The sequence below is a fragment of the Vibrio sp. QJM3NY_26 genome (genome assembly GCF_057786005.1).
Map to the genome: position 1 here is coordinate 34207 of NZ_CM173515.1, position 25924 is coordinate 60130.

16 protein-coding genes and 5 tRNA genes are annotated in these 25924 nt (G+C 43.7%); 12 read left to right on the forward strand and 9 right to left on the reverse strand.

The window, feature by feature from the left end; all coding sequences use genetic code 11:
* Positions 1-46 precede the first annotated feature (46 nt).
* From AC3CH4_RS00160 to AC3CH4_RS00170, 3 genes are read right to left on the reverse strand one after another with little or no spacing between them, the layout of a single operon-like run.
* The gene (locus AC3CH4_RS00160; RefSeq protein ID WP_488543113.1) at positions 47-3169 is read right to left on the reverse strand and encodes a multidrug efflux RND transporter permease subunit; all 3123 of its coding nucleotides are present in this window, start codon (positions 3167-3169) and stop codon (positions 47-49) included.
* Between the two features lie 11 nt (positions 3170-3180).
* Positions 3181-4287, reverse strand: coding sequence for an efflux RND transporter periplasmic adaptor subunit (locus AC3CH4_RS00165; protein ID WP_065207387.1), 1107 nt, complete (start codon positions 4285-4287; stop codon positions 3181-3183).
* 18 nt (positions 4288-4305) lie between these two features.
* A complete protein-coding gene (locus AC3CH4_RS00170; RefSeq protein WP_017076482.1) occupies positions 4306-4887 on the reverse strand; it encodes a TetR/AcrR family transcriptional regulator in 582 nt (193 codons plus the stop codon).
* Between the two features lie 180 nt (positions 4888-5067).
* Between AC3CH4_RS00170 and rep the strand changes: the two genes are divergently transcribed.
* A complete protein-coding gene (rep, locus tag AC3CH4_RS00175) occupies positions 5068-7086 on the forward strand; it encodes a DNA helicase Rep (protein WP_102574978.1) in 2019 nt (672 codons plus the stop codon).
* A gap of 95 nt (positions 7087-7181) precedes the next feature.
* Here rep and AC3CH4_RS00180 read toward each other — a convergent pair whose 3' ends face one another.
* Positions 7182-7595, reverse strand: a complete 414-nt coding sequence (locus AC3CH4_RS00180) for a c-type cytochrome (protein ID WP_054548019.1) — start codon at positions 7593-7595, stop codon at positions 7182-7184.
* 296 nt (positions 7596-7891) lie between these two features.
* On the opposite strand from AC3CH4_RS00180, the gene AC3CH4_RS00185 reads away from it, so the two are divergent.
* The 10 genes from AC3CH4_RS00185 (at position 7892) to AC3CH4_RS00230 (ending at position 16460) form a co-directional block, all read left to right on the forward strand.
* Positions 7892-7968 (forward strand) — tRNA-Arg (locus AC3CH4_RS00185).
* A 48-nt stretch (positions 7969-8016) separates the two neighbouring features.
* A tRNA-His gene (locus AC3CH4_RS00190) sits at positions 8017-8092 on the forward strand.
* A 77-nt stretch (positions 8093-8169) separates the two neighbouring features.
* A tRNA-Pro gene (locus tag AC3CH4_RS00195) sits at positions 8170-8246 on the forward strand.
* A gap of 44 nt (positions 8247-8290) precedes the next feature.
* Positions 8291-8366, forward strand: a tRNA-His gene (locus AC3CH4_RS00200).
* 55 nt (positions 8367-8421) lie between these two features.
* Positions 8422-8498 (forward strand) — tRNA-Pro (locus tag AC3CH4_RS00205).
* Positions 8499-9841: 1343 nt separating this feature from the next.
* Positions 9842-11569: a dipeptide ABC transporter ATP-binding protein gene (locus AC3CH4_RS00210; protein ID WP_004735537.1), complete on the forward strand. Its 1728-nt coding sequence runs from the start codon at positions 9842-9844 to the stop codon at positions 11567-11569.
* 94 nt (positions 11570-11663) lie between these two features.
* Complete coding sequence (locus AC3CH4_RS00215; RefSeq protein ID WP_054548018.1) at positions 11664-13217, forward strand: ABC transporter substrate-binding protein; 1554 nt, start codon at positions 11664-11666, stop codon at positions 13215-13217.
* A 180-nt stretch (positions 13218-13397) separates the two neighbouring features.
* Positions 13398-14375, forward strand: a complete 978-nt coding sequence (locus AC3CH4_RS00220) for an ABC transporter permease (RefSeq protein ID WP_004735540.1) — start codon at positions 13398-13400, stop codon at positions 14373-14375.
* 2 nt (positions 14376-14377) lie between these two features.
* Entirely contained in the window at positions 14378-15316 is a 939-nt protein-coding gene (locus tag AC3CH4_RS00225; RefSeq protein WP_004735541.1) for an ABC transporter permease, read from the forward strand.
* A gap of 187 nt (positions 15317-15503) precedes the next feature.
* Positions 15504-16460 (forward strand): SPOR domain-containing protein, encoded by a 957-nt coding sequence (locus AC3CH4_RS00230; RefSeq protein WP_488543114.1) that lies wholly within the window; start codon positions 15504-15506, stop codon positions 16458-16460.
* A 79-nt stretch (positions 16461-16539) separates the two neighbouring features.
* On the opposite strand, the gene AC3CH4_RS00235 is transcribed toward AC3CH4_RS00230, so the two are convergent.
* Both AC3CH4_RS00235 and AC3CH4_RS00240 read right to left on the reverse strand, forming a co-directional pair.
* The gene (locus AC3CH4_RS00235) at positions 16540-19350 is read right to left on the reverse strand and encodes a hypothetical protein (RefSeq protein WP_488543115.1); all 2811 of its coding nucleotides are present in this window, start codon (positions 19348-19350) and stop codon (positions 16540-16542) included.
* A 240-nt stretch (positions 19351-19590) separates the two neighbouring features.
* On the reverse strand, positions 19591-21921 hold the full coding sequence (locus AC3CH4_RS00240) for a hypothetical protein (RefSeq protein WP_488543116.1): 2331 nt from the start codon (positions 21919-21921) through the stop codon (positions 19591-19593).
* A 230-nt stretch (positions 21922-22151) separates the two neighbouring features.
* Between AC3CH4_RS00240 and AC3CH4_RS00245 the strand changes: the two genes are divergently transcribed.
* Positions 22152-22343 carry a hypothetical protein gene (locus AC3CH4_RS00245; RefSeq protein WP_488543117.1) on the forward strand — a complete coding sequence of 64 codons (192 nt, stop codon included), beginning with the start codon at positions 22152-22154 and terminating at the stop codon, positions 22341-22343.
* Here the strand turns inward: AC3CH4_RS00245 and AC3CH4_RS00250 are convergent.
* From AC3CH4_RS00250 to AC3CH4_RS00260, 3 genes are read right to left on the reverse strand one after another with little or no spacing between them, the layout of a single operon-like run.
* Entirely contained in the window at positions 22340-23893 is a 1554-nt protein-coding gene (locus AC3CH4_RS00250; RefSeq protein WP_488543118.1) for a hypothetical protein, read from the reverse strand. The two genes, AC3CH4_RS00245 and AC3CH4_RS00250, sit on opposite strands and share 4 nt — an antisense overlap.
* A 3-nt stretch (positions 23894-23896) precedes the next feature.
* Positions 23897-24487: an ECF-type sigma factor gene (locus AC3CH4_RS00255; RefSeq protein WP_473576553.1), complete on the reverse strand. Its 591-nt coding sequence runs from the start codon at positions 24485-24487 to the stop codon at positions 23897-23899.
* Positions 24487-25923 carry a chromosome partitioning protein ParA gene (locus AC3CH4_RS00260; RefSeq protein ID WP_488543119.1) on the reverse strand — a complete coding sequence of 479 codons (1437 nt, stop codon included), beginning with the start codon at positions 25921-25923 and terminating at the stop codon, positions 24487-24489. The genes AC3CH4_RS00255 and AC3CH4_RS00260 overlap by 1 nt, the downstream gene beginning before the upstream one ends.
* Position 25924 lies beyond the last annotated feature (1 nt).

Consider the following 25924-nt stretch of genomic DNA (forward strand, 5'->3'; position numbering starts at 1 on the left):
AAAAGGCCACCGAAGTAGCCTTTTTATTGTTATTACGACTTAGTGATTACTTATTATCAGCTAATTCTCTGTGCGCTGCTTTTGCTTCATCGACGCGAGCTAGCTTTTCTAGGTCTTTGTCTTCAACAAATACAGGTAGAGGTTTGTGTTTTTCAGCCAAGTAGCTGTAAATCACTGGCAGTACAAATAGCGTGAAGATAGTACCAATCGCTAGACCAGCAACGATTACGATACCAATACTAAAGCGCTGAGCTGCACCCGCACCGCTTGCGTACATCAGTGGGATTAGACCCGCGATCATAGCAGCTGTTGTCATCAGGATTGGACGAAGACGAACCTTTGCAGCTTCCATTACCGCTTCGATACGAGTCTTGTGATGATGCAACTGTTCTTCTTTTGCAACTTCACAGATCAAGATACCGTGCTTGGTAATTAGGCCGACCAAGGTGATCAAACCTACTTGCGAGTAGATGTTCATCGTTGCCGCGCCCCAAGCCAGAGCGATTAGGGCACCACAGATCGCCAGTGGTACAGATACCATGATAACTAATGGATCTTTCAGGGATTCGAATTGAATCGCCAGTACCAAGAAGATGATAGCCAGTGCTAGACCAAAGGTCGCGTAAAGTGCGCTACCTTCAGTTACGTATTGGCGTGCTTCACCCATGTAATCGTGGTTGTAGCCACTTGGAAGCTTATTCGCCGCCGTGTCTTCAAACCATGCAATTGCATCACCCATTGCAGCGCCTGGAGCAGGTACCGCACCAATCGTCGCAGAGTTCAATTGGTTGAAGTGAGGAAGAGAGCGAGGCTCTGCCACAACATCAATCGTAATCAAACTGCCTAAAGGAACGGCGTTACCATCAGCGGCACGTACGTAGTAGTTGTTCATTGACTCTGGGTTCAAACGGAATTTACGTTCAACTTGAGGAATAACCTCGTAAGAACGGCCATTCAAGTCGATACGGTTTACGTAGCCATCTGACATCATGGTACCGAGTGTGATACCGATATCTTGCATGGTCACGCCGTATGCGCCCGCTTTATCCTTGTCAATGTTGATCTTCATGGTTGCTGAGTCGTAGTTCAGGTCGAGATCTGAATACACGAACAGTGGATTTGAAGAGACATCAGCCAGAATGTCTGTGGTGATTTGGAACAAGCTTTCAAAACTGTTTGGCGTTGTAATGACAAACTGAATTGGAAGACCTGAACCGGCACCTGGTAGTTCTGGCATTTGGAATGCAGTTACCGCCATTCCTGGAACGTCTTTCACCAAATTACCAACGCGGTTTGCTACTTCAGACTGGCTTGCTTCACGCTCACTCCATGGAACCATAGATGCGATACCAAAAGCTTGGTTTGCATTAGGCACACCTGTAAATACTTGCGCGTAAGCTACTTCTGGCTGATCAGACAGAATCTTGTTTACGTCGTTCATGGTGTTTTGCATGAAGTCTAAGTTCGCATTCGAAGGTGCTGTACCCATAAGCATGATTACACCTTTATCTTCTGAAGGCGCTAACTCACTAGGGATGAACTTGAACAACAACGGCAAACTTGCAAATACGATGATAGCAAAACCAATAAATACTGGACGATGTTGCATTACCGCACCAAGCATACGCTCGTAACGGTTAGTCATGCCATCCAGCACGCTGTGAACTTTCTGCTCAAACTTGCTCGGCTCAGCGTGAGCTTTTAGCATTTTTGAACACATCATTGGCGATAGCGTTAGTGCCACGATACCCGAAACAAAAACTGAACCAGCTAGGGTTAACGCAAACTCTTTAAATAGCGAGCCTGTGATACCACCCATCATCGCGATTGGAGCGTATACCGCACCTAGCGTTAATGTCATTGCAATAACAGGGATCGCAATTTCACGGGTACCGATAATTGCTGCTCGGAAAGGGGATTCCCCGAGCTTGATATGCCGGTCGACGTTCTCTAGTACTACGATTGCATCATCTACTACCAGGCCGATGGCGAGTACCATTGCCAGTAGTGTCATCAGGTTCCAAGAGAAGCCCATTGCCTGCATCACCATTGCCACACCAATCAAAGACAGTGGGATAGTCACGATAGGGATCAGTACCGCTCGGAATGAACCTAAGAACAAGGTAATTACGATCAATACGATTAATGCTGCTTCAAGGATGGTCTTAATAACCTCTTGAATTGATTCGTTAATCGCAATGGTTGAATCGTACATTACATTCATAGAGATGTTGCTTGGTAGGTTCTTCTCTAGTTGAGGAAGAAGCTCAAGTACATCTGCAGCGATGTTGATTGGGTTAGCACTTGGTGCCGCGTTAATAGCTGCAACAACCGCTTCTTGACCATTAGCACTTGCGCGGTAAATGTCGTGGCTTTTCTCTAGAGAAACCTTAGCGATGTCGGATAAGCGAATGATCTCACCTTCACCGCTCTTCACTACTAGGTTTTCTAATTCTTCAGTGTTTGATACCTGAGTATCTGCACTGCCGTTGTAAAGCACGAACTCACCGGTCGCTTGACCTGTCGCTGATTGGTAGTTGTTAGCGTTCAGTACCGTCATCACATCAGATGCAGTTAGGCTAACCGCCGCCATTTTTGATGGGTCTAGCCATACGCGCAGTGCGTATTTCATACCACCATATAGGTCAACTTTGGATACACCATTTACCGTAAATAGCTGCGGGTTGATTACACGCTCTAGATAATCAGTAATTTGGCTCGAAACCAACTCGTCACTGGTAAAGCCAATGTAGAGTACCGCTGTCGTTGAACCCGTAGACATGGTTACGGTTGGATCTTCGGCTTCTTTAGGGAGCTGAGACCGTACCGAGTTTGTCTTGGCCAGTATGTCTGACAAAGCCGCATTCGGGTCGGTGTTCAACTTCATGTTTACGGTAATCGTAGAACTACCAAGTACAGAAGAAGAAGTCATATAGTCGATATTATCCGCTTGAGCTACAGCCTGTTCGAGGGGCTGGGTGATAAAGCCTTGGATAAGATCGGCACTTGCACCGTAGTAACTCGTGGTTACGGTTACGACGGTATTCGTCATTTCAGGGTATTCACGCACCTGCATTTTGAAGATTGCTTGTAAGCCAAGCAGAGCAATCAAAAAGCTGATGGATACCGCTAGAACTGGACGTTTAATAAAAACATCAGTAAAGCGCATTGTGCCTCCAGTTACAGCTTAGGTGTTTCAGATGGTGGAGTGATTGCATCACTTTCAACAACCTTAACTTTGGCACCGTTACTTAGACGTACTTGGCCAGAAGTTACAACTGTATCGCCGGCTTTAACGCCTTCAAGGATGTGTGCGATCTCAGCGGTACGCTCACCTACTTTTACAACATGTTGAGCAACACGTTGAACGCCGTCTTCTTCCGTAAGGATGTAAACATTGTCACCATATAAAGTGAAAGTAATCGCTGTTTGAGGCAAGGTTACTTGGTTCTCTAGCTTAGGCAGAATGATGTTAGCGCGAGCGAACATGCCGCTACGAAGTTGGCCATCATTGTTTGGAATATCCGCTTGAACTTGAATAAGACCACTTTGGATACTTACCGCTGGTTCAATGGCACTGATAGAGCCTTCAAACGGTTTCTCCGGGTAAGCATCAACAAAGATGTCGATAGCCTGACCAACATTGATACGAGAGATATCTGTTTGAGATACAGTAAAGCGTAGGCGCATCACACTGGTATCTTCTAAACGAACGATATCTGTACCTGATTGCAGGTATTGACCTAGGTACACGTTACGAATACCCACTTTGCCATCGAAAGGAGCACGAATTTCACGGCGTTCGATAGATGCTTTTAGGCTTTCAATATCAGCAGATAGAGAGTAGTAGTTTGCTTCTGCTTCATCGTATGCTTCTTTTGAAATAGAACCTTTCTTATACAGGCCTTGGTAGCGTTTGTATTTTGCTTTTGCCGCAGGCAGGCGAGCTTCAGAACTCTTTAGATTTGCCTTTTCTACGCCAGAATCAAGGCGAACAAGAAGTTGGTCATTTTTAACATCAGTACCAGAACCAAAAGAGATTTGGTCAATAACACCGCTGGTTTCATTTGCTAGCGTGACACCTTGGTTAGGTTCGATGAAGCCGATAGCTTCAATTACTGGAACCCAGTCGATCGGCTGAACTTCAGTAACCGTTACTGGAAACTCTGGTTCAGGGCGGTTGGCCATATACTCAGCAATTTTTTGTTGTTTGAACATGTTGAACCCAATAACGCTGCCGAAAAGAAGTACAGCGATGAGTAACATGAAGAAAGTCCACTTTTTCATTATGGTCAAAACTCCGATCTAGTGTTTAATTATTGCATCCCAACTGGCTTCTATTGCAGATTCTAGTTCTGCCTCGTCGAGTTGGTAAAATCCTAAAGAATGCTTTCGCGCTAGAGATACGCTAGCCGCTAAGCTCAAGCCACCTAATACTTCGTTATTAAGTGGTTTAAACAGTCCTTGCTCTTTACCTTCATTAAATAACAGCTCAACTTGGGCAAACATTTCACGTTCTAGTTCCCTGAAGTTTAGGCTATTTTTGATGGGTAGAGAGTCATACTGAACCCGATTTTTTATCGCGGCTAAGTTCGTTCCTGCTAAGTTCCATATGTTTAACCACATAGTACGATAGCGTTGCTTAATTGGATCCGAATCATTAACCCCTTCTTGAACAGCATCTGCTACCCGTTGAGTCACGAGCACTCGAACATCATCGATCAAGTGGTCTTTATCGTCAAAGTAGCGGTAGATAGTGCCTGCAGCCACTCCTGCTTCTTTTGCTAATTTTTGCATTGAAAGGCCTTGAAAACCGACCTCTGCAATGAGCTTTTCAGCGGCAGAAAGTATTTGTTGGCGTTTATCCTGAGGTGCATGAGTTGTCATTATTCCATCACCAATGAATGAACGTTCATTCATTATAGCCCAAGAACCATACACATGTGCAACAAAGTTTTACACAAACGCTGTAAAAATCTTGTATAAGAGAACGTAGCATTCGTGCTATTGCAGCATTATTATAGGCGCGCAATTGAATTCGCCCCTCTAGACCAAATTGAGAATCAAATGAGACTGAACCCAAGACAAGATGAAGCCGTGAAGTATGTTTCTGGCCCCTGCTTAGTATTAGCGGGCGCTGGATCGGGTAAAACACGTGTTATCACCAACAAGATTGCTTACTTGGTTCAAGAGTGTGGCTACAAGGCTCGTAATATTGCAGCGGTAACCTTTACCAATAAAGCGGCACGCGAGATGAAAGAGCGTGTGGGTCAAACTCTCGGTAAAGGCGAATCTAAAGGTCTGATCGTTTCAACGTTCCATACCATGGGTTTAACTATCATTCGCCGAGAATACAAAGCGCTGGGTCTGAAAGCGGGCTTCTCGTTATTTGATGACCAAGACCAGTTAGCTCTACTTAAAGAACTAACCGAAACACAGATCGATGGTGATAAGGATCTGCTGCGTTCTTTGATGAGTACCATCTCAAATTGGAAGAACGACATGCTGACGCCAGATCAGGCGAAAGCAAGAGCTCAAGGTGAACAAGAGCAGTTGTTTGCATTCTGTTTTGAGATGTACCAGAAACAGATGAAGGCCTATAACGCACTCGATTTTGATGATCTGATTGCGATGCCAGTATTGCTACTGAAAACCAATCAAGAAGTGCGTGAACGCTGGCAGTCTCGTATTCGTTATTTGCTGGTCGATGAATATCAAGATACCAACACTAGCCAATATGAGTTGGTTCGTTTACTGGTGGGTGAACGTGGTCGTTTGACGGTCGTAGGTGATGATGACCAATCTATTTACTCATGGCGTGGCGCAAAACCACAAAACTTGGTTCTGCTAGGTGAGGATTACCCGAACCTACGTTTGATCAAACTAGAGCAAAACTACCGCTCGACCAGTCGCATCTTGCGAGCAGCGAATATCTTGATTGCCAACAACCCGCACGTCTATGAGAAGTCACTGTTCTCTGAGATCCCGGATGGTGAAAAGCTCAAGGTATTAAATGCTAAGAATGAAGAGCATGAAGCAGAGCGTATTACCGGTGAGATCATTGCCCACAAATTTTTGAATCGCACAGAATACAAAGATTATGCAGTGCTTTACCGCGGTAACCACCAATCTCGCTTGATTGAAAAAGCCTTGATGCAGAACCGCGTGCCTTACAAGATCTCAGGCGGTACATCCTTTTTCGCCAGAGCAGAAATTAAAGACATCATGGCTTACCTACGTGTGTTGGTGAACCCTGATGATGACAACGCCTTCCTGCGTATTGTAAACACACCACGTCGTGAGATCGGCCCAGTTACGCTTGAAAAATTAGGCAGCTACGCCAACATGCGCGGTAAGAGCCTGTATGAAGCAAGCTTTGAGATGGGATTGGAACAAACATTGACTGGGCGAGGTTTAGAAAACCTACGTCGCTTCGGTGATTGGATTGTTCGAATTTCAGATAATGCTGAACGTGGTAATACAGTTGAGGCGGTTCGCTCTTTGGTTCGTGACATCAATTACGAAGATTGGCTCTACGAAACCTCTCCAAGCCCGAAGGCCGCAGAGATGCGAATGAAGAACGTGTCTGATCTCTATAGCTGGATTGTGGCCGACCTCGAAGGTGACAACTATGATAAAGAAGAGAAGACGCTACGAGAGGTTGTTCAACGTTTAACTTTACGCGACATGATGGAGCGCGGGGAAGATAATGACGATGCAGACCAAGTTCAACTAATGACATTGCACGCTTCGAAAGGCCTAGAGTTTCCGTATGTATTCTTGATGGGGGCCGAAGAGGGCATCTTGCCACACCAAACCAGTGTTGATGAAGGTAATGTAGAAGAAGAGCGTCGTCTTATGTACGTAGGGATTACGCGAGCGCAGAAAGAGCTGACTTTTACTAAGTGTCGTGAACGTCGTCAGTACGGTGAATTGATTAAGCCAACACAAAGCCGCTTTCTTGACGAGTTGCCGCATGATGATGTTGAGTGGGAAAGCGTTAAGAAACCACAATCCGCTGAAGAAAGAATGGAAAAAGGACAGGCACACATTGCTAATATTCGTGCGATGTTCAACAAAAAGTAGCGTCTGGTTCTGAAAGCATTAAATAGAGACAAATAAAAAGGTGACCATAGGGTCACCTTTTTTGAATCTGGCACTTTTAATTACAGATCGGTAAATTACAGACCAGCAATCATGTGCTCGATAGCATCTTTGATTTCGTCGTCTGAACAGTCCATACATGAACCTTTCGCTGGCATTGCATTAAAGCCGTTGATTGCGTGGTTAGCTAGGATATCGCGACCTTGAGCTATACGAGGTCCCCAATCACCAGCATCACCTGTTTTAGGGGCGCCACTTACGCCAGATGCGTGACAAGCGATACAAAAGGTACCGTAAACTGTTGCGCCATCACGAGGGCCTGTTGGTTCTGCGGCTACTGGTTCGCTGCCGACTAGGTAAACTTGACCAACTGGTTTGATGCGTTCAGCAATTGCATCTTGCTCTGCTTCGCTAAGGCCTGAAGCCATTGCGCCAGTTGAAAAGGTTAAAACTGCGATGACAACGCTTAAAATTCGACGAGACATATCCATTAAACTCACTTTACATTCCCAAGGTAAGTACGTGCTTACCAATTTATAGTGTTGGAGGGTGTTTTGGCTTCACCAGCAAAGAGCAACTGTTAAACCAATGTAAATAATGGGTGATTATATCCCGATAAGTTGTTGCAATAAACAACAACTTATAAGCTGTGGCGGGTTGTAGTACTCAAATAAGGGGTTTATCACATATTAACTGTCGAAAAAGAGACCAAACAGAAAAAAAAGTTAAAAAAGTACTAGACGGCATTGGGTGATATACGTATTATTCCACTCCGCCGACAGGGCATGCGCCTGTAGCTCAGCTGGATAGAGCGTTGGCCTCCGGAGCCAAAGGCCGAAGGTTCGAATCCTTTCAGGCGCGCCATCCGGTCTCTTACTTCGGTAAGTGAGAATTGGCAAAAAAGAAACAATGGTGGCTATAGCTCAGTTGGTAGAGCCCTGGATTGTGATTCCGGTGGTCGCGAGTTCGAATCTCGTTAGCCACCCCATTCTTTCTTTACAAAATATCGGTAGCTTCGGCTTCCAGTGTTGATTCATTATTCCCAAGAGTCGATACAAAATTAGTCGGTGAATAGCGCAGCTTGGTAGCGCATCTGGTTTGGGACCAGAGGGTCGGGGGTTCGAATCCCTCTTCACCGACCACTATTTCAATAATCGCTTTTAAGCGGTTATATAAAAAATTAGTGGTGGCTATAGCTCAGTTGGTAGAGCCCTGGATTGTGATTCCGGTGGTCGCGAGTTCGAATCTCGTTAGCCACCCCATTAATTTTGGTAGCTTCTTTGAAGTTCCCAGTTTGAGAAATCAAACGAAACGTCTCGGTGAATAGCGCAGCTTGGTAGCGCATCTGGTTTGGGACCAGAGGGTCGGGGGTTCGAATCCCTCTTCACCGACCACCTTAAGAAGCCTCGTCAGAAATGACGGGGCTTTTTTACGCCTGGAATTTAGATAATTTGAGACCAGAGGGTCGTGGGCTGGATCGCCAGTCCGATCAAATCCCTCTTCACCGACCACCTTAAGAAAGCTCATCAGAAATGATGAGCTTTTTTTCTATCTGGAGAAAAGATAATGGTGTATTCGGGGGCTGGAAGCCCAGTCGCATCAAATCCTTCTTCACCGACCACCTTTAAGAAAGCTCATCAGAAATGATGAGCTTTTTTTTCATCTGTAGATCACTAGATTGGAACCCAAGTGGGGTTCGCCTGATGTTCAAAGAATGTCTCTTCACCTATCACTTAAGAAGCCTCAACTAGCCGTCCGCGTCAGAAATGACGGGGCTTTTTTACATCAGGAATTTTAGATAGTTGGGGCCAGAAGATCGTGGGCTGGATCGGCAGCTCGGCGGTTCGTCAGGCCACAGGAAGCGCTTCCGTGCCGAATCTCTCTTTATTTACCACAATAGAGGCTTCAGTCGAAAGGTTGAGATTTTTGACATCTGTCGTTGAAGTTATTTTTGATTTTGAATACTGATACCCTAAATATTTCAACGTCTTGTTTGATATAGCCTTCGCAAGATCCATCGTTTTATATAAAGCGATCTCTTACCTTTTTTCTAGATTATCGCGCCTTTCTAGAGGTGTCTGCTTTATTAAATGGGCTGATCGATATCTAATTTTATATAAAATTCACCGCCAATCATTCGACAAATTAATAGGTTTGGTCTAAAGATTTCTATGAAAAGTGAAATTTGACGCTAAATATGTTCTCTAAGGCCTGTATTTGACAGTTTTCTTTACATCAAGTCGCTCAAAATCGTCTCCATTTTAGTAAGTTTTTCGTTTCACTGGTTGGTATTCGTTGAAATGATGTTAGGGGTAATATATATGGTTAATATGCTTCTATCTGGTTGTTTTGTTTGCTTAAATGACAAAAATTAGTGTTTGTTTCTATAGTGTTAATTGTTTTTTGGAATAATTATTTGTTTTTAGTGACTAGTAGTGAGATCTGCTTTTAACCATAGGTTTAACTCTACAAGTAAGTGGTAGTAAGGGATTTGTGAGTATTTTTTATCGACAATAGAATGTTGATTTTTATTACTATATGCTCTCTGGGTGAATAGTTATGTGGTGCTTTTGCTTGTTAAGCGTTTAATGTCGACTTTTTATCCTATTTTTGTTGCTTTTCTGTGAATTATTTGCCAAATTGTCAACCGTATAAAATATCAGAACAATATTCTGGTAAGAATGGATTCAATTTTGCAGACAGGGCAGAGAGCTGCCAAAGCAGTAGAGGTCTGGTAATGTCACTTTTAGAAGTAAAAAATCTTCGTATCGAATACCCATCTCGTCATGGAGTTCACGCAGCAGTAAAATCGCTTTCGTTCAACATTGAACGTGGTGAGATTGTTGGCGTTGTAGGGGAGTCTGGTGCCGGTAAATCAACAGTAGGCAATGCTGTGATCGATCTACTGAGCCCTCCTGGTCGCATTGCTAGCGGCGAGGTATTTTTGGATGGCGAAAAAGTCTCTGGCTTATCTCCTGAACAGATGCGTTCTGTTCGCGGCTCAAAGATTGGTTTTATCTTCCAAGACCCAATGACTTCTCTTAACCCTCTATTCACAGTAGAGCAGCAGTTAAAAGAAACGATTCATGCCAACATGAAGGTTTCGGATCAAGAAGCTTACCAACGCTCATTAGACTTGATGAACCAAGTTGGTATTCCGCAACCAGAAAACCGTTTAAAGCAGTACCCACACCAATTCTCTGGCGGTATGCGTCAGCGTGTTGTTATCGCGATCGCATTGGCAGGTGAACCTGACTTAATCATCGCAGATGAACCAACAACCGCACTGGATGTGTCTATTCAAGACCAGATTTTGGGTTTAATTCGCGACCTATGTATTAAGAAGAACGTAGGTTGTATGTTGGTCACGCACGACATGGGTGTCGTATCTAACGTTACCGATCGCGTAGCGGTTATGTATCGTGGTGATTTAGTTGAGTTTGGCCCGACGGCGAAAGTCCTTGGTACTCCTGAACACCCTTACACGCACAGTCTTATCTCAGCGGTTCCGCGTTCAGATCGTAAACTCGATCGTTTCCCTCTTGTGAGCTACATCGAAGAAGCGCACGAGATGGAACCACTTGATGTGAAAAACCACTGGTTAGGTCAAAGCCAAGATCACCGTGATTACACTGGCCCGTTGTTGAATGTTGAAAACGTCAACTTACGCTTTACCACCAAGGATTCTTTCTTTGAGAGTCGTCGTGAGTACGTTCAGGCGTCAAACAACGTGAGCTTTGAAGTACACGAAGGTGAAACTTTTGGTCTTGTGGGTGAATCTGGTTCGGGTAAATCAACGATTGCTCGTGTGATTGCTGGCTTGTACGCACCCAATTCAGGCAAAGTGACCTTTGAAGGTATTGACCTTACTGGGCTTAAATCTGAAAAAGAGCGTCGCCCAATGCGTCGCCAAATGCAGATGGTGTTCCAAAACCCATACACATCAATGAACCCTCGAATGAAGATCTTCGACATCATTGCTGAACCTATCCGATTCCATAAGCTTACGCGCAACGAGAATGAAACTCGTCAGATCGTTCACGACCTGCTAGAGCACGTTGGTTTAGGCAAGATGGCTGGAGTTAAATACCCACACGAATTCTCAGGTGGCCAACGTCAGCGTATTTCTATCGCTCGCGCCTTGGCAACTCGCCCACGTCTTCTGATTTGTGATGAACCTACGTCGGCGCTGGATGTGTCGGTACAGGCTCAGATTCTTAATCTATTAAAAGACTTACAAGACGAGCTCAACCTAACCATGCTGTTCATCAGTCACGATTTACCGGTTATTCGTCAAATGTGTGATCGTGTTGGTGTGATGCAAATGGGAGAGCTATTGGAAGTAGCGCCAACAGAGCAGTTGTTCCAATCGCCTCAGCATGAATACAGCAAACACCTAATTTCTTTAATGCCTGAATTTACGGGTTTAAGAGAAGAAAAAGCAGTGGCAAAAGCCGCGATATAAAAATCAGCAGGCTGGAGTTTGGCTTGCTAAAAACAATAAACAGACGCAAATACAACAACTAGGGATCTGGATTCCCGCATGAAGGAGTTATGCAATGAAAACCATGAAAAGCAAATTAGCAGTAGCTTTAATGGCAGCTGGCCTAAGCTTTAGTGCAGCAGCAGCAGATATTACCGTTGGCTACGCAGCTGACCCGGTATCACTTGACCCGCACGAGCAGCTGTCTGGTGGCACACTGCAAATGTCTCACATGGTGTTTGACCCTCTAGTACGTTTCACTCAAGAGATGGATTTTGAAGGCCGCCTAGCATCTAGCTGGGAGCGTGTTGATGATACGACTTTCCGTTTTAACCTACGTAAAGGTGTGAAATTCCACTCTGGTAACGAACTGACTGCTGATGATGTTGTGTGGACTTTTGAACGTCTACAAGCTTCTCCAGACTTTAAGTCTATCTTCACGCCATACGAAAAAATGGTAAAAGTGGATGACTACACAGTTGAGCTAGTATCAAAAGCGGCTTACCCACTAGTACTACAAACAGCAACTTACATCTTCCCAATGGACAGCAAGTTTTACTCTGGTCAAACAGCGGAAGGTAATGATAAATCTGAGCTAGTTAAGCACGGTAACTCGTTCGCTTCGACTAACGTTTCAGGTACTGGCCCATTCATCGTAACTCAACGTGAGCAAGGCGTTAAAGTAACGTTCGAGCGTTTCAACGATTACTGGGATACAGAAACTGAAGGTAACGTAGACAAGCTAACACTTGTGCCAATCAAAGAAGATGCAACGCGTGTAGCAGCTCTTCTTTCTGGTGACGTGGATATGATTCATCCTGTAGCACCAAACGATCACAAGCGTGTTAAAAACGCTAAGAACATCGATCTAGTAACGCTACCTGGTACTCGTATCATTACGTTCCAAATGAACCAAAACAGCAACGAAGCACTGAAAGATGTGCGCGTTCGTCAAGCAATCGTTCATGCGATTAACAATGAAGGTATTGTTAAGAAAATCATGAAAGGTTTCGCGACAGCTGCTGGTCAGCAAAGCCCAACAGGCTACGCGGGTCACAACGAAGATCTAGTTCCTCGTTACGATCTGAAAAAAGCGAAAGAGCTGATGAAAGAAGCGGGCTACGAAGATGGCTTTACACTAACTATGGCAGCGCCTAACAACCGTTACGTGAACGATGCGAAAGTAGCGCAAGCGTCTGCGGCGATGCTGTCTAAGATTGGTATCAAAGTTGATCTTAAGACGATGCCTAAAGCACAGTACTGGCCTGAGTTTGACCTATGTTCAGCAGACATGATGATGATCGGCTGGCACTCAGATACAGAAGATTCAGCTAACTTCAACGAGTTCCTAACAATGACTCGTAACGAAGAGACTGGCCGTGGTCAATACAACTGTTCTGGTTACTCAAACCCAGAAATGGATGCGATTGTAGAAGCTTCTAACACTGAAACTGACCCTGTTAAGCGTTCTAAGATGCTGAAAGGCGTTGAAGCAACACTTTACAACGATGCAGTATTCGTACCTCTACACTGGCAAAGTGAAGCGTGGGGCGCGAAATCTAACGTAGGTGCAGCAGACGTAGTAAACCCAATGGTTATGCCTTACTTCGGCGACCTAGTTGTAAAATAATCTAGCTTGCTAGAATCGAGAGCCTGAAGCTTTCAGGCTCTCAATATTATTAAGATATAGATTTAAGTTTCGGTATTTGGTCTTCCTTCAGTCTGGCTAAATACCTTTTTTAAGACTGAATTTTTTGTTGTCTAGTCGCGGATTTCGATTAGACAGTCATGGATAGATAAGGGGCAAGGAATGGTTACGTTTCTGGTCAAGCGCCTGTTTCAGGCACTGATAGTGATGTTTGTGATCAGTTTGGTGGCGTTTGCCATTCAGGATAACCTGGGCGACCCGTTACGTGAGTTAGTCGGTCAATCTGTTTCAGAGGCGGAGCGTCAAGCGCTACGCGATGAACTCGGCTTAAATGATCCCTTCGTTACAAAATATACTCGCTTTATAGGCGCAGCCCTACAAGGTGATCTTGGTACTTCATATTTCTTTAAACGCCCTGCTGTGGACGTAATTTTAGACAAATTGGTCGCGACGCTTGAACTTGTGTTCGGTGCTTCTCTGATTATTGTTTGTCTGTCGATTCCATTAGGCGTTTATTCTGCAATACACCCAAAAAGTTTCTTCACTAAATTGGTCATGGCGGGCAGTAGTATCGGCATCTCGGTACCTGTTTTCTTAACTGCAATCATGCTGATGTATGTGTTCTCTATTGAGCTAGGTTGGCTACCGTCATTTGGACGTGGTGATACGGCAAACTGGTTTGGTTGGGAGTCTGGCTTCTTAACGCTCGATGGCCTTGCACACTTAGTACTGCCGAGTATTGCTCTGGCATCTATCATGCTGCCTCTGTTTATTCGTCTAGTTCGTTCTGAAATGCTAGAAGTTCTAAGTTCTGAATACATTAAATTTGGTAAAGCGAAAGGCCTAGCGCTAAACAAAATCTATTATCAACACGCATTGAAAAACACCATGCTACCGGTTCTTACTGTTGGTGGTGTTCAGATTGGTACTATGGTGGCATACACCATTCTTACTGAAACGGTTTTCCAGTGGCCTGGCACAGGTTTCTTATTTTTAGAAGCGATCAACCGTGTAGATACACCGCTGATTACCGCATACGTTATTTTTGTTGGTCTTATTTTCGTAGTGACTAACACGATTGTTGATTTGCTTTACGGTGTTATCAACCCAACCGTTAACATCACAGGGAAAGGAGCATAATCATGGAACAGACATCGACAGTGCCGTCTCGCTGGGAACGTTTTAAGCAATCAGACATTGTGTATTACTTCTTACGCGACAAAGTGGCCATGGTGAGTTTCGCCATTTTCTCAATCTTCTTAGTGATGGCACTAGCAGCACCTATTCTAGCGCCAACAGACCCGTACGACGTGACATCGATTGATATCATGGATTCAGAGCTGCCACCATCATGGATGGAAGACGGCGAAGAACGTTTCTTGCTCGGAACGGATGAGCAAGGCCGTGATATTTTATCTACCATGCTTTACGGTTCGCGCTTATCACTGACCATTGGTTTCTTAGCGGTAGGCCTACAACTGACGCTTGGTATCATCATTGGCTTATCTGCGGGTTATTTCGGTGGCCGTATTGATAGCTTCTTGATGCGTTTCGCTGATGTTCAGCTTTCGTTCTCAACCATGATGGTTGCGATCATTGTCTCGGCCATCTTTAAGGCTAGCTTTGGCAGTGACTTCTATGCGCAATATGCCGTTGTTATGCTGGTGGTGATCATCGGTATTGCTGAATGGCCGCAGTATGCTCGTACAATTCGTGCATCGGTATTGGCAGAGAAGAAGAAAGAATACGTAGAAGCGGCACGTGTGATGGGCTTTAGAGCGCCTCGCATCATGTTCCGTCATATTCTGCCTAACTGTTTATCTCCAATTTTGGTTATCTCTACGGTACAGGTGGCAAATGCCATCATGTCAGAAGCGGCACTTTCTTTCCTAGGTTTAGGTCTTCCGGTAGACCAACCGTCACTGGGTGCTCTGATCAGTACAGGTTTTAACTACATTTTCTCAGGAGCATGGTGGATCACAGCATTCCCAGGTGTGCTTTTGGTAACATTGGTTCTAGTTATTAACCTATTAGGCGATTGGTTACGTGACGTGTTTAACCCTAAAATTTATAAAGGGTGATAGCTCTGATTGATTTTTAGATAAAAAAGTCACTAAATTAAGAGCCGTAAGCAATTACGGCTCTTTTTTTGCTTAATGGATCTGGAACTTAGTATCATTGATAGTGTCAATAATACTTAAAATGGAATTCATGTTTTATCGACATTGATTCGGTAATAATTAACCCGTAAGGGTTTAAGTGGTGGTTATGAAATTGACAATGAATGCTGTATGTCGTGCTGTGATGAGAAATTATCGTATGGGGCTTATCGCTGCATCTCTTTTGGTATCGAGCCAAGTGAATGCAGAGTCGGTTCTATGTGATGCCACTCAAGCAAGCACCAACCAATTACCACAGCTAGAGCAGTCATGTCCGATCGGTAAGGGTGTGTGGGGAAGCAAGGCGCCTAAACGTCATTCAGATAACGAGCTGTTTTGGGTTCAATGTGGCCTGCTGAATAAGCCTTTGTCACTAAACCGAGCAAAGCCCCTATATGAGAAGATCTCAACTAACGTTTGGATGAAGCCTGAAGGCGGAGACTATCGTTGCTTAATCGGACCTTATTCTACCTTCTCTGATGCGAGAAAAGACTTAGCTCAGGTGCGCAAGGTTCCCGGCTATGGTGAAGCCTTTATTCGCATGGTCGATAAGTCGAAAACCTCATCACAGCCTATCGTTGCAAAAGCGGCAGAGCCAAAAATGGTTAAGCCTAAGGCTCCTGTAAAACCAAAACCTGCTCCGAAACCTGTGGCAGCTAAGCAAGCGGCAGCGGTAACGAGTGCTGCAGCTATTCAGGCGCTACCAAGCGGTAACGCGAATTCAGATAACGATTTGGAAATCGAAATTCGTGTGACAGCCAATGTTGCGGGTAGCCAATATGCGATTCCTTACCTTCTAGACCATCAACAACAGTTCTATATGGAGCAAGGTAAGCCTTGGAGCCGCCTAGATTTCGATAGCGCTGAATTGGTGTGTAGTCAGGTCAACATGAAGCTGATTAGCGAAAAGCAGTGGCAGAGCATCTTGAGCTCAAAGGTTATGGAAAAACAGAACTGGCCAATGCATCTACCTTATTGGGGCGCAGATAAGAAAGGCCTGTTTACCAACGGAAACGTAAACCAATTGAAAGGTTCTTCACTGCTTAATGTCATGTGTGTGAAGTAGCGTTAAGAGTCTTGGAGTTACCGTAGGCCGAAAGGCACCGATAAAAGAAACCCCAGCGATGTGCTGGGGTTTTTTAATGTTAGTCAACTGACATCATTGGTAGGTTATTTACAATGCTGAACATTTTGTCTTTATCAATAGAGAACAGACCGTATTCAGGCGCTGATTGGTAGACTTGGCCTGGTACTTGACCTGGTTCACGGCTCCATTTCATACCGATGTAAAAATCTCCAAAATCACGACCGATATAACGGAAGCGAGTTTTGTAATCCGACATTTCACCCGTTTCTTGTGCTTGTAGTAGTGGGTTGTTTAAATCATCTGCCACTAGAGTCCACTCTCCAGGAGTATGGAAGCCTTCCGGCATAACAGAGTCATAGTCATAAGTTGTTTGGTCATAGCTGTACTGGCCAAAACTGTATGTTAGCTGCGTGCTATCATCTTCACCTTCGTTTTCTACCATCAAATCAAATTCAACGATACCTTCGTTTACTTTATTCTCAACAGGCTGAATATGAGCGAATGGCATGTTTGTTGAATCTAACCAGAACAATTCATCAGTACCGATCTTTACAAGAATTTGATATTGGGTTTCGCCATTTACTTCCGTTTTCTTTTGGTAAAGCATTTCGTAGCGACTTTCGCCGTCATCTAGCTTTCCATCGCTCAGACTTACAGGCCAGCAATCTTTCTCTTGAGAATCTAAGTATCCAGTTGCATCATCAAGTTCGGACAGCATCTCTATGATTTCACTACCGTCGTTAAGACCTAATCCACTATTTCTGAAGCTATAGCCTATGTTAGCTTCATAAGGCGAATTGTCACCATTAGTCGCACCCCAACAGAATCTTAAGCCGCTATTTGAGTCACTTTTCATTAGGCTAGCGTAAGCAATTTCACCGTCATTTGGAGCAAAGCTACCCATCTTCCACTCTTGATTGTTGAAGTGTGCTTCAGTAAAGCCAAGTTCTGGTGCTGGTGGATCAACTTCATCACTTGGCTTTACGTTTGGTAATGAAAAACTAACCATTTCAGATTCAATATCATTCTCTTTACCACCAGAGAAGTTGATACCTTTAGCGACGTAAAGCATGACACCGTTAGTTTCAGCTGTTGGTTTTCCAGTTAAGGTTACTAGGCCGCTATCGTCAACCTGCACAGAAACACCAGGAATTGAGTTGTGTGCTGGTTCATTGTCGTGAGCCGCATAGTTTGCGTAATATTCAACATCACCAGACACATTTGAGGTAAATAACTCGCTAATATCTAACTGTTCAGAGAATGCTTCACCGGCTTTAAGTGACCAAGTATTTGTAATAGTCTTTTGCAGATTGGCTTTCACTGTCGGTTCAATAGTAATATCACCTAGTGAAATAGTTGGTAGATCAAAACTTGCAGGCTCAGACACCATGAATGTCGCAGCGTGGCCATCATCAGCCGTGATGTTGAACTGTTTTGTGTCTGCGGTTGGTACCTCCGGATGACCAGAGATAAGCAGTTTGCCCGATTTGGCGTCGTACTTTGATGTCAGTCCTTTTACGACATTACTAATGTTGGAATCATAAGTTAGAGTATTGTTCTCGCGATCTGTAAATAGGCCGTTAACCATTAGCTCTGCTGAGAAAGCTTCACCCTGTTTCATTGTCCAGTTATCAGTAATCTCGTGCTGTAATTCTGATTGTGCTTCTGGATCTACTTTTGGTGCAGTATTTACCAGTGAAACATCGAATGAGAATGTAGTGCTTAGCTCACTCAGTACTTTGGAGCTAGCAGTGGCACGATCAACTGCTGTTAGAGTAACAATGTAGCTGCTTAGTGTAGGAACAAAGCTATCTTTTGCTGAGATAGTTAATGTCTCGCCTTCTAGCGTTATCGTAATTTCTTGCTCACCATTCACTTCAGAACGAGCGATAGCGATGTTTTGATATTTATCTTCAGAACTGTACTTATCTTGGAATAAGTTTTCAGGAACAGTGATAGTCTGCTCAAACCCTTGACCTTCAACTACCTCTAGCTTTGCAAATTCTGATTCGAGATCAGCTTGCGCAGTAGGGTCTACCAGCAACTTGTAGTTAGGCACAGCTGTTTCTGGTTGGCTTGGATCGATAACAGGCTTCTCGTTAACGATCTCCTCAGAGCCCTTGTTCTCTTCTGTTACGATCTTTTTAGAAGTTTCAGCAGCGGTCTCGGTAATGCTATTTACATTATTTTCGTAGGCTGCAGGATCTTGTGCTTTGGATTCAGTAAGAATTTGTGCAGTTTTGTGCAACTGTGCGCTTTCAAGATCATCTTTTGAAGTTGCTACAAAGTCTGAAAATAGATCGATAGGTTCTTCAATCGTTCCGCCTAAATTTTCGTTTACAGATGTCGTAGCATCTTCGAATGAGCTATTGTTTTTCTGCATTTCAATAGCAACAAGGTCGGTAATTGGAGAGATAACTAATGCAGTTTTATCGGTACCTTCAGGCGTGCGGAATACAACGCTGTTAGCCATTGGTTGGCCTTCATGGTCCATATCTGTGGTGTAAACATCCATAAAATCAGAATAGCTATCCGCTTTAGAGCTCAACGCTGAAAGCTCTTCAGCAAGCGCTTTAGTCATATCGCCTGGACGAAGTGTTTTTATGGCTAGTTTTCCATCAATTTCAGTATCTACTGGAAGTGTGATTTTACCATCTTGGTCTGTTAAGCCAAAGATAGTATCTGTGCCTACTTCTAAAACGCCAGATTGACCGACATCGTCAAATATAACTGCATTTTTAAAGTAGCCGTCGAAGCCAGTAATCACGATACCGCCTGGGGTTGCTTCGTCAGATGAACCACCATCTGAACCGCCACAACCTGATAATGCAATAGCCACTGACGCTGCTAGTAAACTAACCTTCTTCATTCTTTCCATCCTTACCGAGTGAAATCTATTATTTTTTTGAAGTTATATAAAAACGGGCTAGTTTTTACAGCTTGTATTCGGTAGGTGCAAGATACGAAAATTAATAGAAAATCCGTAAAAATTGTCATTAAAAACAATTTGTGGAATTGGTTATTTGCAATGTGTATGTTCGGGGTTGATCGTATTGGCTGTGGGAATGAAAACCCCGCCGGAGCGGGGTATTGACATCAATGTGTTCCGTTAGTCTTTGTTAGATATGCCTGTCCATTCAATGTTGAATTTAACTGCTTCTAGGTATTCGCTATCGCTGTCTTTTACCTTACCAATTACGCTGTATACGTTATTAACAGTTAGTGCTGGTAAGTCAAAGTCAACAGATGCATAGTTGACGCCGTTTTCTTCATTTGTGTAGCACTCAATCGGTGTGCTATTGAACTCTTTAGATTGCAGTGAATCAATATCTTCACCTGTGAAGTAAAAGCCTGAGAAGAATTCTTTAACGGTTTTACATGTAAAATCATTGTTTGGAACATCAAAGTATAAATTTGCGTCCATAGTACCTTCATCACCGTTACTTATATCTTCAGTTAGCGATAAAGTAATAACGCCAAGGTTGTAAGTTATGTCTGCTTCTGCTGGTAAGTAAGCGTTAAAGCCGCGCTCATCACCTGACATTTCAGATGTCACATTGATGCGCTTTTCGATGTCTGCTTTATTGCTGAAATATGTGTATCGTTCTGCTGAATCTTCAGTAGAGTCTTTCATTCGGTGAATGATTGTTTTAGCACCAGTAGAAATATCATCTGCGTCTTCAAACACTTCGACTTGGAAGGTTTCAACTAGGTTTTGTCCATCTTCTACGAACTCAAATGTCGCAAAAAGCTTACCGTCGATAACTTCGTAAGTTGCATTTTCAGTTTGAGTATCAGCAGCAGAACAGCTTGTTTTATTTGCGATGCTTCTTACGTTGCCTAGTACAATGCCGTCTTCAAACTTGATTGAATCACACCAGATGCTTGCGTAGTTCTGCTCATTTTCACCGTTTGAACTACCGTGCTCTAGCATGTACCAAGTCTTACCTTCTAGAGGGTGAAGGTTTGGTTCTGGAACCACACCTTCAGCGACTTTAGGTATCAACATTTCTTGGTAAGCTGCAGCGCCTTCGTTATCAACACCACCAACCATGAATGCTTCAGAAGCGTCAGCAGCCGTTGCTTTGGTTGGCGTACCCGAAATGGTAATGATTGGGTTCGTACCTTCTTGTGGAGATACAGTTAGCCCTGGGATTGTCATAGCACCAGTACGGTAAGAAACAATGTCACCATCTTTGTCTGTGAATAGGTTTACAATATTGATGGTTTGTTCGAATGGAACGCCAACCTCTAGCTGCCAGTTGCTAATTTCAGCTTGTAAAACATTATATTCCGCATGGTCAACAGTAGGAACTTGGTTCGCAGCTTCAATTTTAACGTTGAAAGTCGCGATCGCAGAGCCAACGACTTCCGGTGTTAAGTTTTTATCTTCTGCCGTTAAAGTAACTTCAAAGTCACCAGAAGCATTGATGTAATCTGATGCGAATAGAGTCAGAGTATTATCTGTTAGAGTGACAACAATACCGCTTGCTGCTGGGATGTTGTGAGTAACAACTGGTGTGATTAGGTTTTGGTCTTTATCAACAAATAAGCCCGTTATATCAAGAACGATATTTGATGAGCTACCATTCTCTTCTAGTATTGAGATTTTACCTTGCTCTGTTTCTAAAACGCTTGCTGTTACAACCAGCTTATTGTTGGCTACAACAACAGGGTCAAGATCGTCACCAGGAGCTGCATTATCTCCAATAACTGGTTTTAAATCGTTGTCTGCTAGTTGTGCTGGAGTTAGCGTATCAACGATCGCATCTGCTTTTTTTGCAAACTGCTCGGATTTTTCTACATAAGTAGTAGGGTTAGCCGCTTTCGATTCCGTTAGGATCTGTGCTGTTTTGTGTAGTTCAGCATTTGCATCAGCACCTGAAACGAAATCAGAGTAAGGGTCGATAGGCGCTTCTTCTGTGCCACCTAAAGCTGTGCTAACAATCGCTACTGCTTCTTCTTCAGTCACTGGCGCAGCGTCTGTGCCTTTTGCCATTTCAATCGCAACTAAATCGGTAATTGGAGAGATTACATCCGATGAAGTTGGAGCTCGGAACACAAGCTCATGAGCCATTGCTTGAGCTGGGTGATCCATATCGATTGTGTATTTGCCCGCGTATTTGCTGCTATCGTGGTTCGCAAGTGCAGTTTGCACTGCACCGCTAGGTGTTAGTGTTTGAAGTGCTAGTGCACCTGAAACGTCGCCAGATATCTCAATTTGGCCTTGGTCGTTAGTAAGACCGAAAATAACGTCAGATCCAATGTCCAAAACGCCATTGTTGTTTTTATCATCAAACACAACCGCTTGGTTAAAGTAACCATCAAAACCTGTAATTGTTACACCGCTCGGAGAAGGCGAAGTTGAATCACCATCTGAACCACCACAGCCTGTTAGGGCGAAAGCCACTGACGCTGCTAGTAAACTAACTTTTTTCATGTCATATCCTTTGTAAAGAGCTCTAGCCAAGCTCTGTTTGCTTATTGTTTTGAGTTTTATATTTCCCTGGTGAATGTTTTACTGGGTATAGACCGTTTTATCAACACACGTAAATTCTGAAAAAATCCATAAAATATATTTGATTTTATTTATAGGTTTCGAGTTTACGACTGTCGTTATCGAGCGGATGTCGAAGGAACGGTGAGTTATGAAATGATGTAGGGGTTACATTGGATTGGTATGCGGTGTTTGGTTATGAGAAACGCTTCCAATCGGATACTGAAACTGTGATGACCATGTATTGTAAAACCATGGTTGATGGAGTGTGTACAGATTACGTAACAGAACAAAAAAATGCGACCTTACCTGAAGCCGATACTTATATATTCAGTACCGGCTTACAGGCTCTTTGGAACTTCTAGGCGTTAGGGTCTAGATATTGAACATTGAGTTTGATCTCTTCAACCTTATGACGCCACTCGAGCTTAGGGCGAAGTATGATGCTAAATACTTCGCCATGCTTGAACTCATCGAATTCGAGAAAGTCGACATCAAAGTAAGAGTATTGAAGGTTGCCCAATGGCTGCTCATCACACTCGATAGGTTCATAGGCCTCACCGATGGTTTGTCCGATGATCTCACCGTACACCCCTTGCCCGCCGATAGAATAGTGATCAAACTTGTTGAGTAAATCTTCGCAAATAACCGTTGTATTGTAAGACTGTATATTGAGGTCGCCATCCATCTTGTCCGGCCAGGTGGGGTCTTTTAGTTGGTAATTACCAATGTGCATGCCATACCAACCAAGGTAGTATTGGCCATCGTTGGCGAGATACATGTAGTTCTGCATAGTCATCTGCAGCGCTTCTAAGCCTGTTGTGGTATTTATACGCTGTTCTATTTGAGTTTTTGAGGCGAGCGTATAAGTTTCATAGTCATTGTTCATTTTCACTTGTGCCACATGAGCGGTGGTGAAAGTAGGGTGACTTGGGTACGTCTCTAAGATTTTCCAGCTCATGTCATTGTCAAATATTGACTGGGTGCTAGAGGCGATAATAGTGTCGTCATCAACATAATAACTCCCCACTTTCCGCAGTTCATATTCATTTGGGCAGGTGGTTAAGGTGTTCGAAGATGCGAAGAACACTTCATCATTGATGAACTTAAAAGCTTCGCAGTATACCTTTTCATAATTGTAAGTTTTGCCTGCAAATCGATGGCTGGTTTCCAGTCGATACCAAGTTTCACCAATCAAAGGGTGCAAGCCATCTTCCTCTAGCCTTGAAGAGATTGAAGGGAGAGAAAAGCTGGTCGTAACCCATGCATTCTCTTCTGAACCATGGTAATTATCTTTGGCGCGAGCAATAAGCTGAGTTGGCGCCTCACCTGCTTTCGGGGTGCCTTGGATGCTTGTCTTTCCACCGAGATTCGAAACAGAGAACTTCGGATGATTAACGGCGATTTGTGTCGTCAGTAGGTCATCATCAGGATCTTCAAATAGTCCTGTAATATCAACCGAGTGGTTAATCGGAGAGTTTTCCGTTAAGGGCCATTGATTGATTTCGTGTTGAATACTCTGTTGGATCGCTGAGTTTACTCGTGGTTTTTGATTGCGGTCTGTTCGTTCGCCTTCATTTGACACAATCAACGTTTGAGTAACAGTGTCAATTGGTATGAATTCTTCTCGTAAAAACTCTGGCTCTACGGTGGCAGTCAATGCAGAGGTAGCCACGACCTTGAGCGCCTGTTTTGGTTTACTTTCAATGAAAGTCTTTAGGGATGCTTCTGAATCATTCGATGGAGTGGAAGCTGCCTCGTTTGAGCCAGTCCTAGAGAACGCCGGGTCGGATAACGATGACTTGGTTTCTTTTAACAATGACTGAGTGGACGGTTCTTGTGAAGCTAACCATGATGGAAGCCCAAACAAACTACTACACCCAACTAACACAACAAGAGATACACGTTTTTTCATGCGTTATACCAATTTGCTCTGTAGCCAACAGCGAGAGAACTTGAGATCTTTCTCAATCAGACTTGCACTACACTCTAGGAGCTCGCTGATCTCTCTATTTTTCAAACCTATTAAGTACTTGAGCTTGAGGGCTTGAGACTGCCGTGGATAATGAATACTGAAGTTATCTATCGCTTTATCCATGATCATTAATTGCTCGAACCTATCGTCTTGGCTGTCGCTCAGTATGGTTATCTGTTGGCGTTTTTTTGCCTGAAGGTGGCGAGCATTATCGATTAAAATCTGGCGCATCACTTTTGCAACCATAAGGAAAAAGCCTTTTTTATTTTTGATCGATTGAAGGTCAGACGAGGAGATCTTCAGGTAAGCATCATGAATCAAAGCAGTCGTGCTGTTCATGCTGTCGCTCAGTACTTGATTATCAGTACCATATTTTTGGGCGCTGCGAGACCGTTCTTGTTGAGCAATGTGTCTTAGTTGTAAGTAAGCAAATTGATATAAATCGGTTTCGGCACTTTTATCGCCGGATTGCCATTGTTGGATGATTTGTGTGATATCTGGAGTTGCAGTTGCAGTTGCAGTTGCAGTTGCCATTAGCTGTTAGACCTCACCTTGGTAAATTCAGAAACTGATAGGGTGCTGATATTATGGGATTTATCAGGGTTTAGTGAAATTTTTTGTTTGAATCTATAGAGTATGCCTTGGTCCCAATCTTGACCCGCAGGTAAATATTCCCATGCGGTGAAATGCTGCTGTGGTACTGAGTCATACCAACGCACGGTGACATTCATCTGGGCAAGAGAAGTTGTAGGCTCTGGGTTAGTCAGCCACCACATATCTCCAAATTTTTCTGTAACCTCTTGCGTGTATTTCTGGGGGTTTGTTGAGCATGTCTCAGTGTCGCTTGGGCCAAGAAAAATGCGTTTATCTTTGATCAGTAGGCACTCATTTATGATGTCGGCTTGTTGATATTGAGTATGTTGCCAAACACCTTCATATGGGATGTGATTACCGCGATCATTGGTATAGGTAAACCAAATCATCTCAGCTTTGTTTGAATGACGGATGTGTTCTTTCTGTCCTAAACCTTGGGTTTTTTCCATCAATAGCTCAGTTTCTGTATCAAAATCCAATGCAACGGTACGGTACTTCCAGTCCCCTTCATCGTTGTAGTCTTCAATTGAGAATCCACTCAAATCATGGCGTGTGCAGCCTTTTTGAGCGCAACTGGTAAAGCCTGTCCAACCATCGCTGTTGGATAATGGCTCGCGAATGATCTTCTGGGGTGTCTGGTAAGGGCGCAGGTTACATCCGTTAAAATAGTCGCCGGTTCCTGGGAACTGAATGAGTTCTGTGTCTGTGATTTGGTAGCTAAGCTCTCCAATCGGACCTTTGTATTTTGGATTAGTGTGATGAGCTAAGTCGTAAAAGCAGGCGCGTCCGGCATAGTCTTTCTTAGCAATAATAATATTATGAAGCACTTTGTCTTTCGGAGAAAAAATGATTTCCTCCGAGGCAAAGTTATTCTTGATGTATTCTTGGCTCTGGTTGAGGTGTCTTGCAGCTTCTTTGACTGAAACAAGATCAATGCCTAATTCTTGAGCATCTAAGTAGCTTAAGTCGAGATTTTTGAGCTTCTTTTGAAACTCTACGTCAGATAAAACTTTACTCGCTAAGATGATTTCATCACGGTGTTCTGGAGTATCATCAAGCGATAGAAGTAAACGAGTCATGTTGATGCTGCGGCTTGGACGAGTTGACGAGAGGGTTGGTGTTATTACCTCCTGGCCAGAAAGCGTTGTCAGCAAGTAACCCGAATTGTCGGTGCCAATAAAAAAGCTGACGATATCACCTGAATTGTATTGGAATGCCCCTTTATCAGTGGTGCCCGAAAGATTGGAGCTGGTTTCGTAGTAAAGCCCTGATACTGGGGAATCAATAAAATACCCGGTGAGAGGTTCGCTACCATTAGCACGAATGTAAAGGCTTGTTGAATAGAGAGTTATCAGTAGGAGAAGTATTTTTTTCATA

What these genes read in the sequence shown, in the direction of transcription:
- AC3CH4_RS00220 (WP_004735540.1), top strand. Translation starts at nt 13,398, where the DNA reads ATGGTTACGTTTCTGGTCAAGCGCCTGTTTCAGGCACTGATAGTGATG.
- rep (WP_102574978.1), top strand. Translation starts at nt 5,068, where the DNA reads ATGAGACTGAACCCAAGACAAGATGAAGCCGTGAAGTATGTTTCTGGC.
- AC3CH4_RS00260 (WP_488543119.1), bottom strand. Translation starts at nt 25,923, where the DNA reads ATGAAAAAAATACTTCTCCTACTGATAACTCTCTATTCAACAAGCCTT.
- AC3CH4_RS00160 (WP_488543113.1), bottom strand. Translation starts at nt 3,169, where the DNA reads ATGCGCTTTACTGATGTTTTTATTAAACGTCCAGTTCTAGCGGTATCC.
- AC3CH4_RS00165 (WP_065207387.1), bottom strand. Translation starts at nt 4,287, where the DNA reads ATGAAAAAGTGGACTTTCTTCATGTTACTCATCGCTGTACTTCTTTTC.
- AC3CH4_RS00225 (WP_004735541.1), top strand. Translation starts at nt 14,378, where the DNA reads ATGGAACAGACATCGACAGTGCCGTCTCGCTGGGAACGTTTTAAGCAA.
- AC3CH4_RS00215 (WP_054548018.1), top strand. Translation starts at nt 11,664, where the DNA reads ATGAAAACCATGAAAAGCAAATTAGCAGTAGCTTTAATGGCAGCTGGC.
- AC3CH4_RS00170 (WP_017076482.1), bottom strand. Translation starts at nt 4,887, where the DNA reads ATGACAACTCATGCACCTCAGGATAAACGCCAACAAATACTTTCTGCC.
- AC3CH4_RS00210 (WP_004735537.1), top strand. Translation starts at nt 9,842, where the DNA reads ATGTCACTTTTAGAAGTAAAAAATCTTCGTATCGAATACCCATCTCGT.
- AC3CH4_RS00235 (WP_488543115.1), bottom strand. Translation starts at nt 19,350, where the DNA reads ATGAAGAAGGTTAGTTTACTAGCAGCGTCAGTGGCTATTGCATTATCA.
- AC3CH4_RS00180 (WP_054548019.1), bottom strand. Translation starts at nt 7,595, where the DNA reads ATGGATATGTCTCGTCGAATTTTAAGCGTTGTCATCGCAGTTTTAACC.
- AC3CH4_RS00230 (WP_488543114.1), top strand. Translation starts at nt 15,504, where the DNA reads ATGAAATTGACAATGAATGCTGTATGTCGTGCTGTGATGAGAAATTAT.
- AC3CH4_RS00240 (WP_488543116.1), bottom strand. Translation starts at nt 21,921, where the DNA reads ATGAAAAAAGTTAGTTTACTAGCAGCGTCAGTGGCTTTCGCCCTAACA.
- AC3CH4_RS00250 (WP_488543118.1), bottom strand. Translation starts at nt 23,893, where the DNA reads ATGAAAAAACGTGTATCTCTTGTTGTGTTAGTTGGGTGTAGTAGTTTG.
- AC3CH4_RS00255 (WP_473576553.1), bottom strand. Translation starts at nt 24,487, where the DNA reads ATGGCAACTGCAACTGCAACTGCAACTGCAACTCCAGATATCACACAA.